This is a genomic window from Pseudalkalibacillus sp. A8 (genome assembly GCF_045920555.1).
In the GTDB taxonomy this organism is placed as follows: Bacteria; Bacillota; Bacilli; order Bacillales; family Fictibacillaceae; genus Pseudalkalibacillus.
In genome coordinates, this window is sequence record NZ_CP174509.1 from 592483 (window position 1) to 608539 (window position 16057).

Annotated in this window: 15 protein-coding genes; 13 read left to right on the forward strand and 2 right to left on the reverse strand. The window is 42.7% G+C overall.

What is annotated here, in order from left to right; translation table 11 throughout:
* The first annotated feature begins 78 nt into the window (after positions 1-78).
* The 5 genes from ACJROX_RS03110 to ACJROX_RS03130 all read left to right on the forward strand — a co-directional run bounded on the left by ACJROX_RS03110 (position 79) and on the right by ACJROX_RS03130 (position 3838).
* Entirely contained in the window at positions 79-273 is a 195-nt protein-coding gene (locus tag ACJROX_RS03110) for a Na-translocating system protein MpsC family protein (protein ID WP_408009322.1), read from the forward strand.
* Positions 274-316: 43 nt separating this feature from the next.
* Positions 317-790, forward strand: coding sequence for a Na-translocating system protein MpsC family protein (locus tag ACJROX_RS03115; RefSeq protein ID WP_408009323.1), 474 nt, complete (start codon positions 317-319; stop codon positions 788-790).
* Between the two features lie 177 nt (positions 791-967).
* Complete coding sequence (locus ACJROX_RS03120; RefSeq protein WP_408009324.1) at positions 968-1159, forward strand: hypothetical protein; 192 nt, start codon at positions 968-970, stop codon at positions 1157-1159.
* Positions 1160-1307: 148 nt separating this feature from the next.
* The gene (locus ACJROX_RS03125) at positions 1308-3599 is read left to right on the forward strand and encodes an ATP-dependent DNA helicase (RefSeq protein WP_408009325.1); all 2292 of its coding nucleotides are present in this window, start codon (positions 1308-1310) and stop codon (positions 3597-3599) included.
* Between the two features lie 71 nt (positions 3600-3670).
* Positions 3671-3838 carry a hypothetical protein gene (locus tag ACJROX_RS03130; RefSeq protein ID WP_408009326.1) on the forward strand — a complete coding sequence of 56 codons (168 nt, stop codon included), beginning with the start codon at positions 3671-3673 and terminating at the stop codon, positions 3836-3838.
* 274 nt (positions 3839-4112) lie between these two features.
* Here the strand turns inward: ACJROX_RS03130 and ACJROX_RS03135 are convergent, their stop codons facing one another.
* On the reverse strand, positions 4113-5582 hold the full coding sequence (locus ACJROX_RS03135; protein ID WP_408009327.1) for an alanine/glycine:cation symporter family protein: 1470 nt from the start codon (positions 5580-5582) through the stop codon (positions 4113-4115).
* Positions 5583-6113: 531 nt separating this feature from the next.
* Positions 6114-7043, reverse strand: a complete 930-nt coding sequence (locus ACJROX_RS03140; protein ID WP_408009328.1) for a ketopantoate reductase family protein — start codon at positions 7041-7043, stop codon at positions 6114-6116.
* A gap of 161 nt (positions 7044-7204) precedes the next feature.
* Here ACJROX_RS03140 and ACJROX_RS03145 point away from each other — a divergent pair, with 161 nt between their 5' ends.
* The 8 genes from ACJROX_RS03145 to ACJROX_RS03180 all read left to right on the forward strand — a co-directional run bounded on the left by ACJROX_RS03145 (position 7205) and on the right by ACJROX_RS03180 (position 16026).
* Positions 7205-8905, forward strand: a complete 1701-nt coding sequence (locus ACJROX_RS03145; RefSeq protein ID WP_408009329.1) for a PrpR N-terminal domain-containing protein — start codon at positions 7205-7207, stop codon at positions 8903-8905.
* Between the two features lie 169 nt (positions 8906-9074).
* Positions 9075-10064 carry a 2-keto-3-deoxygluconate permease gene (locus ACJROX_RS03150; RefSeq protein WP_408009330.1) on the forward strand — a complete coding sequence of 330 codons (990 nt, stop codon included), beginning with the start codon at positions 9075-9077 and terminating at the stop codon, positions 10062-10064.
* A 12-nt stretch (positions 10065-10076) separates the two neighbouring features.
* Positions 10077-11369 carry a four-carbon acid sugar kinase family protein gene (locus ACJROX_RS03155; protein ID WP_408009331.1) on the forward strand — a complete coding sequence of 431 codons (1293 nt, stop codon included), beginning with the start codon at positions 10077-10079 and terminating at the stop codon, positions 11367-11369.
* Positions 11356-12354 (forward strand): 4-hydroxythreonine-4-phosphate dehydrogenase PdxA, encoded by a 999-nt coding sequence (gene pdxA / locus ACJROX_RS03160; RefSeq protein WP_408009332.1) that lies wholly within the window; start codon positions 11356-11358, stop codon positions 12352-12354. The genes ACJROX_RS03155 and pdxA overlap by 14 nt, the downstream gene beginning before the upstream one ends.
* A 368-nt stretch (positions 12355-12722) precedes the next feature.
* Positions 12723-13850 (forward strand): DEAD/DEAH box helicase, encoded by a 1128-nt coding sequence (locus ACJROX_RS03165; RefSeq protein WP_408009333.1) that lies wholly within the window; start codon positions 12723-12725, stop codon positions 13848-13850.
* 23 nt (positions 13851-13873) lie between these two features.
* Entirely contained in the window at positions 13874-14620 is a 747-nt protein-coding gene (locus tag ACJROX_RS03170) for an SAM-dependent methyltransferase (RefSeq protein WP_408009334.1), read from the forward strand.
* 219 nt (positions 14621-14839) lie between these two features.
* Positions 14840-15136, forward strand: coding sequence for a transposase (locus tag ACJROX_RS03175; RefSeq protein ID WP_408007393.1), 297 nt, complete (start codon positions 14840-14842; stop codon positions 15134-15136).
* Positions 15137-15144: 8 nt separating this feature from the next.
* Positions 15145-16026, forward strand: a complete 882-nt coding sequence (locus tag ACJROX_RS03180; RefSeq protein WP_408007392.1) for an IS3 family transposase — start codon at positions 15145-15147, stop codon at positions 16024-16026.
* The last annotated feature ends 31 nt before the right edge of the window (positions 16027-16057 follow it).

Here is a 16057-nt window from a genome sequence, read left to right on the forward strand (position 1 = left end):
ACTGCATGATTTGGTGGGAAAACTGGATTGCTTTTCAAATCTGTAGTTAGCCATTACACTATAGAAAGGATGGAGGATATGAAGCTTCCGTCTCCTGACGAACATACACATACCTTAGATACAAATGAGAAACAAGCTGAAATTTCAAGTTACGTTGCGAAAGTGCTTCGAGACAATTTCGGTAAGGGTCCAGAGTCTGTATATGTCTCGATTTCCGATTCTTTTGTCGTGATTTATGTAAAGGATTTTCTGACACCGACGGGTCCTCTATAGTGAAAATCATCAAAGGACAGTGGAAAAAACGCGCAGCTTTTTGATGAACACCATCAGTGCTGAAATCAGAGCCTATATCAAGCTGATCACCAATATTGAAATCGAGAACTTGTATTATGACTGGTCGTTGGAAAACCAATCTGGTGTTTTCCTAGGTGTGGGGCCAAGCCCATATGTGATTAAAGACTCCTATCAAGGTAAAAATGAAGTGCATGAAGCAGTCATACGTATGAGTGGAAAAGTTGAAAAAGAACCATCTTCAATCCAATCGACCCGTATCAATTCACGGACGCTCATCGCAGTACGTGACGAAATTTTAGTTGAAATTGAAAAACAGCTGATCCGTGATGGACTAGAAGATGCTCTTCGGAATGCAAAAGGGAAGCTGGAGAAGAGTATGCTGAATATGGATCACATCAATTCACACATAGATGGCGAAGTAGTTGAATTATTCATAGATTGGGATTTCGATATCGACCGCAGTTTTCTTATAATGATATTGAACCCGAAGTCATAGATTTGGTGGAAATAAGCTAGACATTAGAGCTAGACATAAGCCGAAGAGGATATAATCCTTTTCGGTCTTTTTTTGTCTAAATTCTATTTTAAAAGGAGTGATTTGTTTAGGATGTTGGAATAAACACCATTAGAAGAATTTTTCAGGATAGATTTTCATTTTAGGAAGGGGGATATGATGGCAAAATACCTAATAGACCACAAACATAGAAAAATTCACCGTAGTGCATATGTTGGCGATAAATGTGACCTCCCTCAGATTCCATTGAACAAGCGCTGCGGAGAAAAGAAAGCGGAAAAAATCGAACAATTAACAGACAAGGGATATCTCCCCTGTCCGCATTGTTTTAAGGGACCGACAGTCAATTAGGGCGGATGAAAGGCTAAGTGTTTATACGGGTGTACACTTAGTCTTTTTTGTTTCTTGAAAAAGTTCAGAGCTTTTGCGAACGTGTGTTTTCTAGTAAACTAAGGATAGTGTACATGTACGGGAAAAATATTTAGTTCAGGTGATTCTAATGTCCAAAGAGATTCGACTTTCAGTCCGCCCATTGGTGGAATATGTATTCAGGAGCGGTAGTATCGACAATCGCTTCCGCTCGTCCAGTTCGATGACTGAGGGAACGATCGCCCATCAGAAAATCCAAAAGACCTATGCACAGTCGGACCAAAAAGAAGTCTATCTGAAAACAGAAATTAATTTCAAAGGGCTCTCTTTTGTCATTGATGGAAGGTGTGATGGGCTTCTTAAAAGTGAGGACATCATCACCGTGGATGAAATCAAATCGACACGTAACGATGTAGCCGATATTACGGACAATACGAACCCTGTCCACTGGGCACAGGCGAAGTTTTACGCGTATATGTATGCACGTGAGCATGAACTTGAAAAAATGAAGGTGCAGCTGACGTATGTCCATGTCGAGACGGAAGAAAAGAAACAGTTCAGCCAGGTTTGTACATTCAGTGAGCTCGAAACTTACATAATGGGTGTTGTGAAAAAATTCGAGCCCTATGCTGCGCTGCTTTTGGATCATAGGGAAAAAAGGAATCGCAGCATCAAAGAATTGCCATTTCCTTTTGAAAGTTATCGTACTGGGCAGCGGAAGTTTGCTGGAGCAGTTTATAAATCGATTGCCGATGAAAAAGATTTGTTTGCTCACGCACCGACAGGTACCGGAAAAACGATCTCCACGATCTTTCCAACGATAAAAGCGATCGGTGAAGGGCATCTTGAACGGGTGTTCTATCTGACGGCAAAGACGATCACCCGGACTGCTGCAGAAGAAACCCTCGCTTTGATGAAGGATAAAGGCCTCCACATGAGTTCTGTCACGATCACCGCCAAGGATAAGGTGTGTTTTAAGGAAAAGACGGTCTGCCAGAAGGATTATTGTGAGTTTGCAGATGGGTATTACGACCGGGTCAATAATGGGCTTCTGGATACTTTAGCGAATGAGACGCTGATGGGCCGCGTGAAGATTGGAGAATACGCACGGAAACACAAGCTTTGTCCATTTGAGTTTTCGCTCGATCTCGCCTACACTGCTGACATGATCATCGGTGATTACAACTACATATTCGACCCACGCGTATCGCTTAAGCGGTTTTTGGAAGATCAAAAAAAACGGGCCATACTCCTTGTAGATGAGGCGCACAATCTGGTGGACCGGGCTCGTGGAATGTTTTCCGCTGAGCTTTACAAATCGCCGTTTTTACAATTGAAGCGTGCTTTTAAAGGAGTGGACGAAGGTATTTTCGAGTCGGCGAAAGCGATCAATGACGACCTTCTGAAGTTGAAAAAGCAATGCGGAGACAAGCGGCTGATGGAGCTTGATGAAATTCCGGACAGCTTGTTCAGTTTATTGGATGCCTTTGTGACGGCAGCGGAAAAAGAGCTGTTGAAACAGAAGGACGGCGAAGCACAGGAACTGCTTGTTAACGCTTATTTCACAGCGAAGAATTTCGTGCGCATTTCCGATTTATACGATGAACGGTACGTGACTTACGTCGATCATGAAAAAAGTGAAGTGAGGATCAAGATGTTCTGTCTCGATCCGTCGCATTTGCTTCAGCAATTCGGAAAGGGCTATCGCTCAAAGGTTTATTTTTCAGCGACACTCTCACCGCTTCACTATTTCAAAGACATGCTGGGAACTGATGAGGAAGATTACACAATCTCGATTCCCTCGCCTTTTGCCAAAGAAAATGCTGAGGTGTTCATCCAACCGCTCTCAACTCGCTACCGTGATCGTGAACGATCTGTGAGACCGATTTTAAGTATGGTAAAAAATCTTGTAGAGACAAGACCAGGCAACTATCTTTTCTTTTTCCCGTCATATGCCTATATGCAGATGGTTTATGAGCAGTTCGAGGATCAGGACTGGGGCTATGAAGCAATCATACAGAGCAGCGGCATGGCAGAGGATGAGCGAGAGGATTTCCTTGCCCGGTTCGAAGCCGGGAATGATAAGACGCTGATCGGCTTTGCGGTCATGGGCGGCATTTTTTCAGAGGGTGTCGATTTAAAAGGCGATCGCCTCAACGGTGTCGTCGTAGTTGGTGTCGGCTTACCACAGCTGAATCCTGAACGGAACATCATCAAGAAGTATTTCAATAAGAACGACAAGAACGGCTATGATTATGCCTACGTGTATCCAGGCATCAACAAGGTTCTTCAAGCTGGAGGAAGATTGATTCGGACTGAAGACGATCATGGTACGATCGTGCTGGTAGATGACCGTTTTCTCACGCCGAAATACCAAAAACTGCTCCCTGCGGAATGGATGGATTTCAAAGTGATTCGTTGACAGAGGAAGGAATTTGAAGTATCCATGTAAAACTAGTAGGTGTGGAATGTCTGGAGGGGGAAGAGGATAAAATGCTGAATATTTTCTGGCTTTTGATTTTGGCGGGTGTCGTTTATGCAACGTACTATCTAATCATGCTCTTGAAGGATATCCGAGATCTTCTCGAAGAACAAAGAGAACAAAATGAACAAATCATCGACCTCTTAGAACAGCAGAATCCCGATCGTAGTCAATGGTAGTTCAATAGCCGAGCTGCCATTTTTATTTTGTAATGAGGATAAAGAATTGGTTCAATCTCCTTGTCGTAGGTTAAGAGTCCGCAAAACGCAAAAAACCGACTTTGACATACTCAAAGACGGGTTTTGACGCCCTGAAATCACGAGAATCAAAAAACGAGGTACTCAAAGAGGGGTTTTGACGCCCTGAAATCGCGAGAATCAAAAACGAGGTACTCAAAAGAGCGTCATGACACACTAAAAAGAGCCCACCTTGGTGGACTCCAGTTTTGTATAATCATTGACCGATGTCTTTGTCACTTTGATCTGAAAATAGCTGGATTGATGGCTTTCCTTCCTTTTTACGATAAATCCGTTCGATGTAATCATCTGTCATCGCGCGGATCTCCTTGTGTAAGAAGACGAGCGGGATGATATTACAGAGAAGGACGAATGCTAGCAGTAAATCGAGGAACTGCCAGACGAACTTCAAGCCGCCGATCCCACCTACATATATGGCTGCGATATAAAGGATTCTCATAAATTTGGAAGCTCTTAATCCGAATAAGTATTCCGCTTGTTTTTCCCCAAAGAAAATCAAAACACCAATAGTAGTAATGACGAAAAAGAATAGAAAGATAGCAATGAAGCTTCCGCCGAACGTATCTCCCATTACTGTTCCGAATGCTGTTCCAATCATGTTCGAGGCATTGTCTGCGCCTACTTCTGTCCAAGCACCCGTAACGAGGACGGAGATACCGGAAATGGTACAAATGACGATTGTGTCCACGAATACACTGAAGATTCCCCATAACGCTTGTCGGGACGGGTGGTCTGTCTGGGCTGCTGCATGAGTGATCGGAGCAGTTCCGAGACCGGCCTCATTTGAGTAGAGTCCACGAGCGATCCCCCAGCGGAGAGCTTGGGCGATTCCGGCTCCCGCAAATCCTCCTGCAGCAGAAATCGGTGTGAATGCGTGAGTGAAAATCAACCCGAATACACTTGGAAGTTGGTCAATGTGTGCAAAAATGACCACCAATGCTCCGAGCAAATATGTGATGACCATGAACGGCACCATTTTGTCGGTCACTTTCGCAATTCTTCGGATACCTCCGAATACGACAAGGGCAACTAACACACACATGAGGATTCCAGTGAGTTGTGTCGACCAGCCGAACGCTCCTTCAAGCTGGGTTGTGATGGAGTTGGATTGGACCATCAAGCTCGGAATCGCTTCGATCATGAGGAAGAAAGCAAAGGCCGCTGCTACTTTATCCCATCCGAGTGCTTTCTTGATATAATACTGGGGGCCGCCGACCCAAGTTCCTTTCTTGTTTTTTTCCCTGTATTTCACTCCGAGCATGATTTCCGCGTACTTGGTCGCCATTCCAATCAAAGCGACCATCCACATCCAGAACAAAGCCCCGGGCCCGCCTAAGGCGATGGCGACAGGTACACCAACGATGTTTGTCGCTCCAGCTGTTGAGGCAAGAGCTGATGTGAAAGCTTGAAAGGGGGTGATTGTTCCTTCATGCTTGTCCTTTTTAAAAATCTGGCCGATGGTTTGGCTTAACGCGTGCCCGAAAAAACGGAATTGGAAAAACCGTAATCTAACTGTTAAAAAGATCCCCGCAAGGATTAATAGAATGGCAAGTACATAAGTCCATAAAAAGTTGGATACATTTGCTATCCATGTTTCAAACCAAGAAATAATCTCCACGACAGTGCTCCCTTCATACTTTTCTTCTATAACATCTTTGTTTTCCATACCCATTATTTCATGTGTTGAAAAGCTGAATTTGAAAACAAGAAAGCCAGCTCCCATAAAATAGTAAAAAGGAACGAACTATAAATTAGGAATCGAAGTAAGAGGGATGGTATTGTATGATAGAGTAAACCGCTATCATTCAACGAGTGTCATCAATATGAAAAAATAATTCGAAAATATATGCAACCAATTACACCTGTATACGTCTATATGTAGTAGAAGAAATTTTTATAGAAATTGGGATTTCAGGGTTATAACAGCTCAGAATCGGGGAATACATACAATGACGCTTTAACTGGACGGACAAATCTTTTAAAAATGAGGAGTGTTTGAGAATCATGACGAGTACTGACATTCATATTCGGAATTTGAGGAAAAAAGGAATTGATGTTCAAAAGGTCATTTCGAAGACGCTTAAGTTAGCCAAAAGTTATTCAAGTAAGAAACAAAAAGAAAGTCCACAACAATAACAATCCTGAAATACATAAAGGAACCTTCTCATCCCAGAGAAGGTTCCTTTATTACATTCAGTTATCTCATCTTCAACTCATATGGTTTTACCAGTGCATAAAGGGTCTCAGTATGCGGCAGCTTCAAATTCTCTTCTTCTGCTAAGCGCAATGCTCCGCCAAGCAGATGATCTGCTTCAATTTGTAGACCTTTCCGTCTATCTTGATGCATGGATGACGTGGCTTCGGATGGAAAGCTATTCAACTGATCGAGTGCTTTTTGAACATGATCATCGGTGATGTTGACGCCTTTCGAGAGTGCGAGCAGTTTCATTTCGTGTAAAACTTCTTCAGCCAGTTTCACGGTTCTTGTGGATTCCCTGATTGCCCCTATCGTCAAGTCGCCGGCAGTGGTCACGCCAGAAAAAGCGGTGATCATCATGTATTTGTTCCAAAGACCTAGCAGAATGTTGCTGCTCAGCACGCCGGCCATGTTCGCTTTGTCAAAGATCTTTTCGAGTTCTTTGCACAAACCTTCCTGTGATGGATGGAGCACTCCGAAAACGAGGTCGTGCTGCGTACTTGTATGAATGACATTTCCGTTTTCATCAAGGGTTGAAATGATGAAGCACAAGCCGCCCATCACAGCTTCTTCGCCTAATTCGCGTCGAAGCTCATCGATGTGCTCGATTCCGTTCAGAAGCGGAAGCACTGTGGCCCCTTTTGCTACAAGCCTTTTCAGGTCGTCCATCAGCTCATCATTCAGATGATAGCCTTTCACAGCGAGCAGGACGACGTCTGCGTGATGGATATCATCTAAACTTTCAGCGATGTTCAAGTCTTCAAATTCATAATCCCCATGAGGACTTTGCAATTTCAAACCATTTTTACGAAGCTGTTCAGCTCTTTTTGGCCTGACGAGAAACTGTACCGATTGCCCAGATTCCTGGCACCTTCCCCCGAAATAAGCTCCGATTGCTCCTGCACCTACTACGACAATGTTCAAATCCATTCACCATCCTTTACCTTTTTAGGAACTGTACCCGATGTACGTTCACATAAAAACTTAGAGTGTATGATTTGATTATAACCTGAAAATGGCCCGTGTTGTTGCATCATGCATCATGAAATGTCTATACTTTAAGTAATATTAATACAGACAGGGGAAGTTGAATGGCTATCAAGACAATGTTCATTGCACCATATCCTTCTATGGTTCCACTTGTAGAAGAATGTAAGGCTGATTATCCAGCTTTAGATATACAAATTAAAGTCGGAAACCTAGAAGAAGGGGCTGAAATTGCAAAATGGGCTGAAAAGAATGGTTATGATGTGATTATCAGTCGAGGTGGTACGGCACGAATGATCAAGTCATTTGTTTCAATCAGTGTAATTGATGTGCATCTTTCAGGTTACGACATGCTCCGGACACTTACATTAGCTAATGATTTTCAAGGGAAAAAAGCTTTGGTAGGCTTTCCGAATATAACGATAGGAGCCCAATCTGTCATCGATCTATTGGAACTGCCGATACATGTCTACTCGATCAAATCAGCAAGAGAGGTGGACCCCCTCGTACGGAATCTGAAGAATGACGGGTTTGAAGTGATATTGGGAGATGTCGTTACAGTAGAAGCAGCCAATAAAAATGGCCTTGAAGGGATATTGATCCAATCTGGGAGAGAAGCTGTATTTGAGGCTTTCAATAATGCCCAGTCAGAATATGAATTTCATCACCGGAATCAAACACTGATTAAATTGCTGACCAAGGTTTTACAATTGAAAAAACAAGATGTCCTCATTTTAAATACAGAAGGCGATCCGGTATACGAAAATTGGAGCGAACTTCAGAGTTCACCGTTATCAATCAATGAATTAAAAGAATTTAAAGATGAAGTCGAAGAAAAGGGTCGTACAACAAGAACGGTTCAATTGAAAAACAAACAGGTCGAAGTCATTGGAGAACTCAGTAAATCCGCTTCACGGTCATTTACAGTAATATTCTTTACTGTTCGGGAACATCTTGAGCATCATCATAAATGGTTGCGAGCGGATGATGTCATACAAAGACCGGTTATTATTGCCGAGAGTCCTGGGATGCAGAATGTCATGAATCTGATTCAACAATCCATCCCGAAACAACGCGTTTATGTCCTTTATGGAGATAAGGGGACCGGTAAAGGGCTGGTGTCTCAGTTCATCCACTTTGAACAAAATCGGATGGGCAGCTTCGTAACCGTCGATATGAAGCACTGTGAGTGGGAACGATTGGATGGGGTTTTCAAAATCAGTGGTTCAACGATTAACTTGACGAACATTGATTATGTAGAACCGGCTAAAATGGAGAAGCTTAAAACGTTTATCCGTTCCTTATTGAAGCATTCCTATACGGTGATCCTGACCAGTAATGTACAGGTTCCAGGCCTGATAGATTCTTCCTTAGAGAATGATGCAGTAGAATTGGCACTTCCTACGCTAAATCAACGTAAGGAAGATATAAAAGGATTAGCAACATATTTTATTGCTCATTTTCATCAGAATTTAGGCACACATCCTGTCAAAATAAGAGAAAAAGCTAATGAAGTATTGATCGAAGCGGATTGGGACGAAAATGTCGCCGAGTTGAAGCGGTTTATAAAATCCCTTGTACTAGCAGAGAAAGGATACGTCATTGAAGAAGATCATGTTCAGAATGCACTTCAGGTGCGCAAGGAAGCAATTTCAAAGGGAAATATTCCATTGCATGGAACCCTGGAAGAAATCGAGCAACGGGTAATCCAAAAAGTCCTTGAAGAAGAAAGTTACAACCAATCAAAAGCAGCGAAGCGATTAGGAATCAACCGCTCAACACTTTGGCGCAAATTAAAAAAATGATGATTTGCGTCTTTTTTATTCTCAAAAGTGTTGCAAAATAAAACAATTACTATAATTTATTTCATATTTTTAAAAATTTGTGTTGCGTAATCAATCATATTCTTTTAGGATAAATATGAAAACGTTTTCTTGTTATTATTACATCATAAAATTATTGGAGGAATTCGACATGAAGATTAAAGCAACGCTTGACCGTATTCCTGGTGGAATGATGGTAGTGCCATTGTTGCTTGCTGCAACACTGAATACATTTGCACCCGATCTTCTAAGGATCGGTAACTTTACACAAGCATTATTTGTTGATGGTGCAGGCACCTTGATTGCCTTATTCCTACTTTGTACTGGGGCACAAATCAACGTCAAGACGTTCGGTGTTTCCCTTGCAAAGGGGGCAACCTTACTAGGAACAAAGTGGGTAGTCGGGGCAATTTTCGGTTTAATCGCTTATATGTTCGCTGGTGATAACGGACTTTGGCTTGGGCTAGCACCAATCGCAGTCATTGCGGCAATGACAAACAGTAATGGTGGCTTGTATGTTGCACTTGTCGGCCAATATGGGAAAGAAGAAGACCGTGCAGCCTATTCATTGCTTGCATTGAACGACGGCCCATTTTTAACAATGGTAGCGTTATCGATTTTCGGAGCGATGGGCTTCGTGGATGGAATGTTTTCTTTCCAATCCTTTGTAGCAGTATTACTTCCGATTGTAGTCGGTATGGTACTTGGCAATCTAGATGAAGATATGCGTTCATTCTTAGATAAGGGAAGTTCGATGTTGATCCCATTCTTTGCATTCGCCCTAGGTATGGGAATCGACTTTGGTGCGATCATTGAGGGTGGATTGACTGGAATAGTACTTGGTCTATTGACTGTGTTTGTAACAGGTACAGCAGGGTACTTCATCTTTAAAGCGTTGAAATGGAATCCGCTCGTTGGTGCTTCAGAAGGTTCAACTGCTGGAAATGCTGTTGCTACGCCGGCAGCAATTGCGGCGGCAAGTTCAACTTTTGCGCCTGTTGCTGACCTTGCAACTGTCCAAGTTGCAGCGTCGACTGTGACAACGGCAATTCTTTTACCGTTATATATAGGATTCCTTGTCAAACGGATTGAGAAAAAAGGCTATCAAATTTCAAATGGAGAAATAAAGTCAGCAAGTTAAGGGTGGTCATCTATGAAAGAGAAAATCGGAATCATTGCAGATGATTTCACAGGAGCGAATGATACAGGTGTTCAACTTGCGAAGAAAGGGTATCATTCATCCGTCATGCTCGAGGTAGAAAATGTGGCATTGGATGAATCCAAAGATGTCACAGTCGTTGATACAAACAGTCGAGCTTTACCGGAAAAAGATGCATACGAAGCAGTCCACCATGCTGCTTCTTTCTTTTTGGACAACCGGATAACGGTTTTATATAAGAAAGTAGATTCAACATTAAGGGGAAATATCGGACCAGAATTGGAAGCCATGCAAGAGGCGGTAAACCCTGATATTGTTGTTGTGGCTCCTGCCTATCCTAAAATGGGGAGAACGACAAAGGATGGAAACCATTATGTAGAAGACCGTCTTGTTTCCGAAACAGAATTTGGGAAAGATCCGAAAACGCCAGTCGCTGAAAGTAATATCGTACAATTGATTAAGCCATATAGTATTGGCGAGGTTACGAATTTAACACGGAATCAACTGAATACTGAGGATCTAGAAACGTTCATAAACAACAAAGTCGGTCAAAATCCTCACTGGTTTGTTTGTGATGCAAAAAGTGAAGAGGACTTGAAAAAGATTGCAGAAAAATTTGCTGAGTTGCCCTATAAAGTTGTATGGGTTGGATCGGCAGGGTTGATCGAATATTTGCCAGAAGGGCTTTCCTTGGAATCTGACACTGAGATTGTTGGTAAGGAGGATATTCGTATTGACCGAACTCTGACCGTGTCTGGGAGTTTATCCGAAATAACGAAACAACAACTGCTTGAATTAGCAACGATCGACAGCGTCCGAATGATTGAAGTCGACCCATTGCAAATCCTTGAAGGCACTTTGGTTGATGATTCATTTCTTGGTAGGGAAAAGGAAAAGAAAGATCTTGTCGTCTATGTTGATAATAATGAAGAGAATCGTAAGGCTGCAATGGAGTTTGCTGAGAAAAATGGACTTTCTAAAGGTGAAGTTGGCAGTAAAATCTCCAAAGGATTAGGTCAAATTGCAAAGCGTATACTATCCTCTGCGTCAATTGATGGATTAGTATTGACCGGGGGCGACACAGCTAAAGATGTCTGTTTAGCAATGAATGTAGTGGACATGGAACTCCTGGATGAAATCGAAACAGGAGTTCCATTAGGCAGGATCAGCTTTAGCGACCAGAAGTTGTGGACCATAACGAAAGCCGGCGGTTTTGGAAATAAAGAAACGTTAAAGAATGCCTTGTATCATATGAAAGGGATGAAACAAACTTATGACGCAAAATAAACCAGTTATCGGAATAACGATGGGGGATGCTGCAGGAGTAGGCCCTGAGATCATTTTGAAAAGTCTGCAGGACCCGCAAGTTTATGAGCTATGTCATCCGTTGGTTATTGGAGATGCGAAAGTTCTAGAAAAAGCGAAACAAGTATTGGTTAGCCAGCAGAAAATTAAAAAAGTACAATCGGTAGAGGAGTGTTCCTTCGAATCAGGCGTGGTTTCTTGTATAGATTTGGATCTGGTTCCGGAGGACTTGCCATTTGGACAAGTTTCAGCTGAAGCTGGGCATGCAGCGTTCGAATTCCTTTCAAAAGCGATTTCCCTTGCAAATGAAGGAAAAATCGATGGAATTTGTACGGCGCCTTTAAATAAAGAGGCACTTCATTTAGGCGGTCATAAATATCCGGGGCATACTGAAATCTTAGCTGAATTAACAGGGACAAAGGATTATGCAATGATGTTATCCGCCCCTACGTTGAAGGTCATCCATGTCACCACACATATCGGACTGATTGATGCGGTCAAACAAATCAATTCCGAACGTGTATACCAGGTCATCAAGATGGCCCATGAAACGTTGAAAAAATCGGGGGTCGATACGCCAAAAATCGCGGTATGCGGAATCAATCCCCATGCTGGAGAAAACGGATTATTCGGTTATGGAGAAGAGGAAGCACAAGTTGTTCCAGGTGTCGAAAAAGCACAGTCAGAAGGACTCGAGGTACAAGGTCCTCTACCTGCGGATACATTATTTTTCCGAGCAGTCCGAGGAGATTTTGATATTGTAGTGGCCATGTATCACGATCAAGGGCATGGACCGATCAAGGTGTTAGGATTGGATACGGGTGTCAATATCACTGTCGGTCTCCCTATCATTCGGACGAGTGTCGATCATGGAACTGCGTTCGACATCGCCGGGAAGGGCATCGCTGATGAAAAGAGCCTTACCGAAGCTTTGCGACAAGCAGTGGAACTTGCTCCAACAAAATAAGCTCCAATATAAAAACTGCCTTTTATCGAGGCAGTTTTTGTTTTACAACTCTATTTGACTTATTCTTTCAGATGGAGCACCTAGACAGAAGTGCAGCCCTGAAGCGAAAGGCAGGTGCTTGATTTTTTTCCCGTAGTATATTGCAACAGCCTCGTTTAATATTAAAACCTCCTGAAATTCATCTGCTTTCTCATCAACATTCGAAACATGGTAAATAATTCCTTGTCCTGTTTCACAAGGTTAAAAAACTGTCCACTATTCAACCGTTCCCACATGGTGTAGGCTAGTAGTGAAGCAGCGGAATGTGAGCTTCGTAAATCGACCAAACTAATCAAAGAGTAAAGTCGTTTTTATAAAGGAGAATGATAATGGAATCTTTACATATAACGAAGCCTTTTTTACAAAAAGCCTGGGAGAAATCGAGCTTTGAAAAACCTACAGCGATCCAGGAGGAAACGATACCTGTGATTCTACGTGGAGAAGATGTGATTGCTGAATCTCCGACAGGGACGGGGAAGACACTTGCTTATCTGCTGCCGATCTTAGAGCAGGTTGATCCTGATAAAAAAGATCCGCAAGCCTTGATCTTGGCCTCCTCCAGGGAACTTGTCATGCAGATTTTTGAAGAAGTCCAAAAGTGGGCTGAAGGAAGCGGGATAACAGGAGCTTCCTTAATCGGTGGTGCGAACGTAAAAAGGCAGATCGAAAAGCTGAAGAAAAAGAGTCCACAAGTCATTTTAGGAACGCCTGGACGTGTCGAAGAATTAATCAAAATGAAAAAACTGAAAATGCATGAAGTGAAGACAATCGTGCTGGATGAAGGCGATCAGCTACTCGTTCCGGAGCATTTGAATACAATCGAGTCAATCATCAAATCGACTTTGGCTGAGCGACAGGTGCTGCTTTTTTCTGCTACATTGCCTGAAAAAACGGAAGAAATCGGTCGCGGATTCATGAACAACCCACAGCTTGTAAAAGTGAACCGCTCAACACAAAAAGGTGGAAAGGTAGAGCATTTCTATATCGTGACGGAACGCCGTGATAAAGCGAAAGCTCTGGAGAAAATCGGACGGTTAAAAAACATGAAAGGGCTCGCTTTCGGGAAAGACATCGGCGAGCTGTCAGTGATGGCGGATAAGTTGGACTACAACCGGATTCCACTCGGACTTTTGCATAGTGAATTGAAGAAAAATCAGCGCCAGCATGCATTGCAGCAGTTCCGTGATGGGAAGACGAACCTGCTTTTGGCAACGGATGTCGCAGCACGCGGTCTTGATATCAGCGGGCTTACGCATGTGATACAGGTGGACGTTGCGGAGGATGAAAAGCAATATCTCCATCGCGCTGGACGTACCGGAAGAGCTGGCGAGAGCGGGACTGTCATCTCACTCGTGACCTCAGGAGAAGAGCGCGTGTTGAAAAGCCTGGCAAGGAAACTTGACTTGAAGTTAGAGGAGAAAATTTTGTATGCCGGTGAACTGGTCGATGCGAAATGACTTTTTGAATAGGGAGGAAAAGGATGGCGACTAACAAATTTTCAGTCATTGCCCATCGTAATCATGAAATTTGCAATCCACTCAGCAAAGAGAAACTGCAATCGGTACTGGATCGAATTCCTTTTAACGGCGGAGAGAAAGTACTTGATATCGGTGCCGGAAAATGCGGTGTGCTGATTGACTTGATCGTTCGGCATGATGTTGTGGGCACCGCTATCGAGATTGAAGAGGATTTTATTATAGAGGCTCGGCGAAATGCTGGTCAGCAGATTACAGCTGCCCAGCTGAAGATCATGAATGACGATGCAAAAAAGGTGATCGCTGATCTAGATGAATTGTATGATGTTGCAATTTGCATCGGCGCAACTCATGCACTGGTGGATTATCAAGTTACCCTGAAACGTATGAGCAAGGTGGTTAAGCCTGGCGGGTACCTGCTTGTCGGTGATGGCTACTGGAAACGAAAACCAGATGCAGCGTATTTAGAAGCGCTCGGTGCTGAAGAGGAAGAATTATTCAGCCATCAAGAGAACATCCAGGTTGGCGAAGACCTCGGCTTGATTCCAATGTGGGCGAGTGTAACTAACGAGGATGAGTGGGACGCTTATGAGTGGCTTTATTCCCGTTCAATGGAAACGTATTGTATAGAACATCCGGATGACCCTGAAGTTGCCGCTATGCGTGACAGAATCCGGAAATGGCGATCAGCCTACCTGCGGTGGGGGCGTGAGACACTCGGATTCGGGTTGTATTTGTTTTATAAAGGATGAGCAGTGCGGGGAGTGTAGTAAAATGGTGCCGAGTTGAGAATTGAGCCGTTAATGTTGGGAATTGACCGCCATAAGTTAGGAATGAAGGAGTTGAAGCTAGGAATTGGTCCGCCAGAATTCGGAATCCATAAGGAAAGCTGACCGAATTGATATGATCCCCACATAGTAGACAGAAAAAAGAAAGCACATTAATCTGTCTATTATGGAGGGGATTTTTCTATGGGGAAAATGAGACAATCATATGATGTTGCATTTAAGAAAAAAGTAGTGGATCTATATATTAAAGATGGTATGGGCTACGATACGGTTGCGAAGGAAGTAGGTATTTCTAGTTCAGTTGTACGTCGTTGGGTTCAACACTTTGAGGCAGAAGGAATAAAGGGTCTCGAGGAAAAGCGCGGGAAAGCAAAAGGACCTGGGAAAGGCAGACCAAGAACCCGTCCTGAGGATCCAGAAGAGAAAATCAAACGATTAGAAGCCGAGAATGAAATGTTAAAAAAGTTCTTAGGGAAGTAAAAGGGGGTATGGAAGCCGTATCAACAGGTACTAAGTATAAAGTGATTCAAGATATGTCCAAGAAACAATACCCTGTCCAACTTCTATGTGAACTTGCAGGGGTATCAAGGGGCGGATATTACAAGTGGTTAAAGCGTCAGGAAGCCCCCTCTTCTAAACAGTTAGAGGATGATAAAATCAAGAAGTTAATCATAAAGTGTCACACAAAGCTCAAGGGGATTTATGGTTATAGAAGGATACATGTCTGGCTTAAGTCGGTACACAATTTACATATGAATCATAAACGGGTTCAACGCTTGATGGGTGAATTGGGAATAAAAGCCATCATAAGAAGAAAACGGCCCTACTACGGAAAGAAGGAAGCTTATGCCATCTCAGAAAACCATTTGAACCGAGATTTTAAAGCCTCTAAGCCAAATGAAAAATGGGTAACAGACATTACATACTTAATTTTTAATGGACAAAGATTGTATTTATCGGCTATTAAAGACTTATACAATAACGAAATCATCGCATATAAAATCAGTCAAAGAAACGACCTTCAACTAGTAATGGATACAGTAAAAAAGGCAAGAAGAAAACGGAGTGTAAAAGGAATTATCCTTCATAGCGATCAGGGATTCCAGTACACCTCAAAACAATATAACCAACTGCTTAAAAAATACAAAATGAAAGCGAGTATGTCTCGAAAAGGAAACTGTTGGGATAATGCTTGTATGGAGAACTTTTTTAGCCATTTTAAAACAGAATGTTTTCACTTATACTCTTTCCGAACCTCTGAAGAGGTTAAGTTTGCCGTCCACCAATACATACGATTTTATAATCACCAGAGATTTCAAAAGAAATTAAACAACCTGAGTCCCTATAATTATAGAGCTCAGGCTGCTTAAAAATGCTTTTTAATTTCTGTCTACTTGACAG

What these genes read in the sequence shown, in the direction of transcription:
- ACJROX_RS03180 (WP_408007392.1), top strand. Translation starts at nt 15,145, where the DNA reads ATGGAAGCCGTATCAACAGGTACTAAGTATAAAGTGATTCAAGATATG.
- ACJROX_RS03135 (WP_408009327.1), bottom strand. Translation starts at nt 5,582, where the DNA reads ATGGAAAACAAAGATGTTATAGAAGAAAAGTATGAAGGGAGCACTGTC.
- ACJROX_RS03150 (WP_408009330.1), top strand. Translation starts at nt 9,075, where the DNA reads ATGAAGATTAAAGCAACGCTTGACCGTATTCCTGGTGGAATGATGGTA.
- ACJROX_RS03165 (WP_408009333.1), top strand. Translation starts at nt 12,723, where the DNA reads ATGGAATCTTTACATATAACGAAGCCTTTTTTACAAAAAGCCTGGGAG.
- ACJROX_RS03175 (WP_408007393.1), top strand. Translation starts at nt 14,840, where the DNA reads ATGGGGAAAATGAGACAATCATATGATGTTGCATTTAAGAAAAAAGTA.
- ACJROX_RS03110 (WP_408009322.1), top strand. Translation starts at nt 79, where the DNA reads ATGAAGCTTCCGTCTCCTGACGAACATACACATACCTTAGATACAAAT.
- ACJROX_RS03155 (WP_408009331.1), top strand. Translation starts at nt 10,077, where the DNA reads ATGAAAGAGAAAATCGGAATCATTGCAGATGATTTCACAGGAGCGAAT.
- ACJROX_RS03120 (WP_408009324.1), top strand. Translation starts at nt 968, where the DNA reads ATGGCAAAATACCTAATAGACCACAAACATAGAAAAATTCACCGTAGT.
- ACJROX_RS03170 (WP_408009334.1), top strand. Translation starts at nt 13,874, where the DNA reads ATGGCGACTAACAAATTTTCAGTCATTGCCCATCGTAATCATGAAATT.
- pdxA (WP_408009332.1), top strand. Translation starts at nt 11,356, where the DNA reads ATGACGCAAAATAAACCAGTTATCGGAATAACGATGGGGGATGCTGCA.
- ACJROX_RS03125 (WP_408009325.1), top strand. Translation starts at nt 1,308, where the DNA reads ATGTCCAAAGAGATTCGACTTTCAGTCCGCCCATTGGTGGAATATGTA.
- ACJROX_RS03115 (WP_408009323.1), top strand. Translation starts at nt 317, where the DNA reads ATGAACACCATCAGTGCTGAAATCAGAGCCTATATCAAGCTGATCACC.
- ACJROX_RS03140 (WP_408009328.1), bottom strand. Translation starts at nt 7,043, where the DNA reads ATGGATTTGAACATTGTCGTAGTAGGTGCAGGAGCAATCGGAGCTTAT.
- ACJROX_RS03130 (WP_408009326.1), top strand. Translation starts at nt 3,671, where the DNA reads ATGCTGAATATTTTCTGGCTTTTGATTTTGGCGGGTGTCGTTTATGCA.
- ACJROX_RS03145 (WP_408009329.1), top strand. Translation starts at nt 7,205, where the DNA reads ATGGCTATCAAGACAATGTTCATTGCACCATATCCTTCTATGGTTCCA.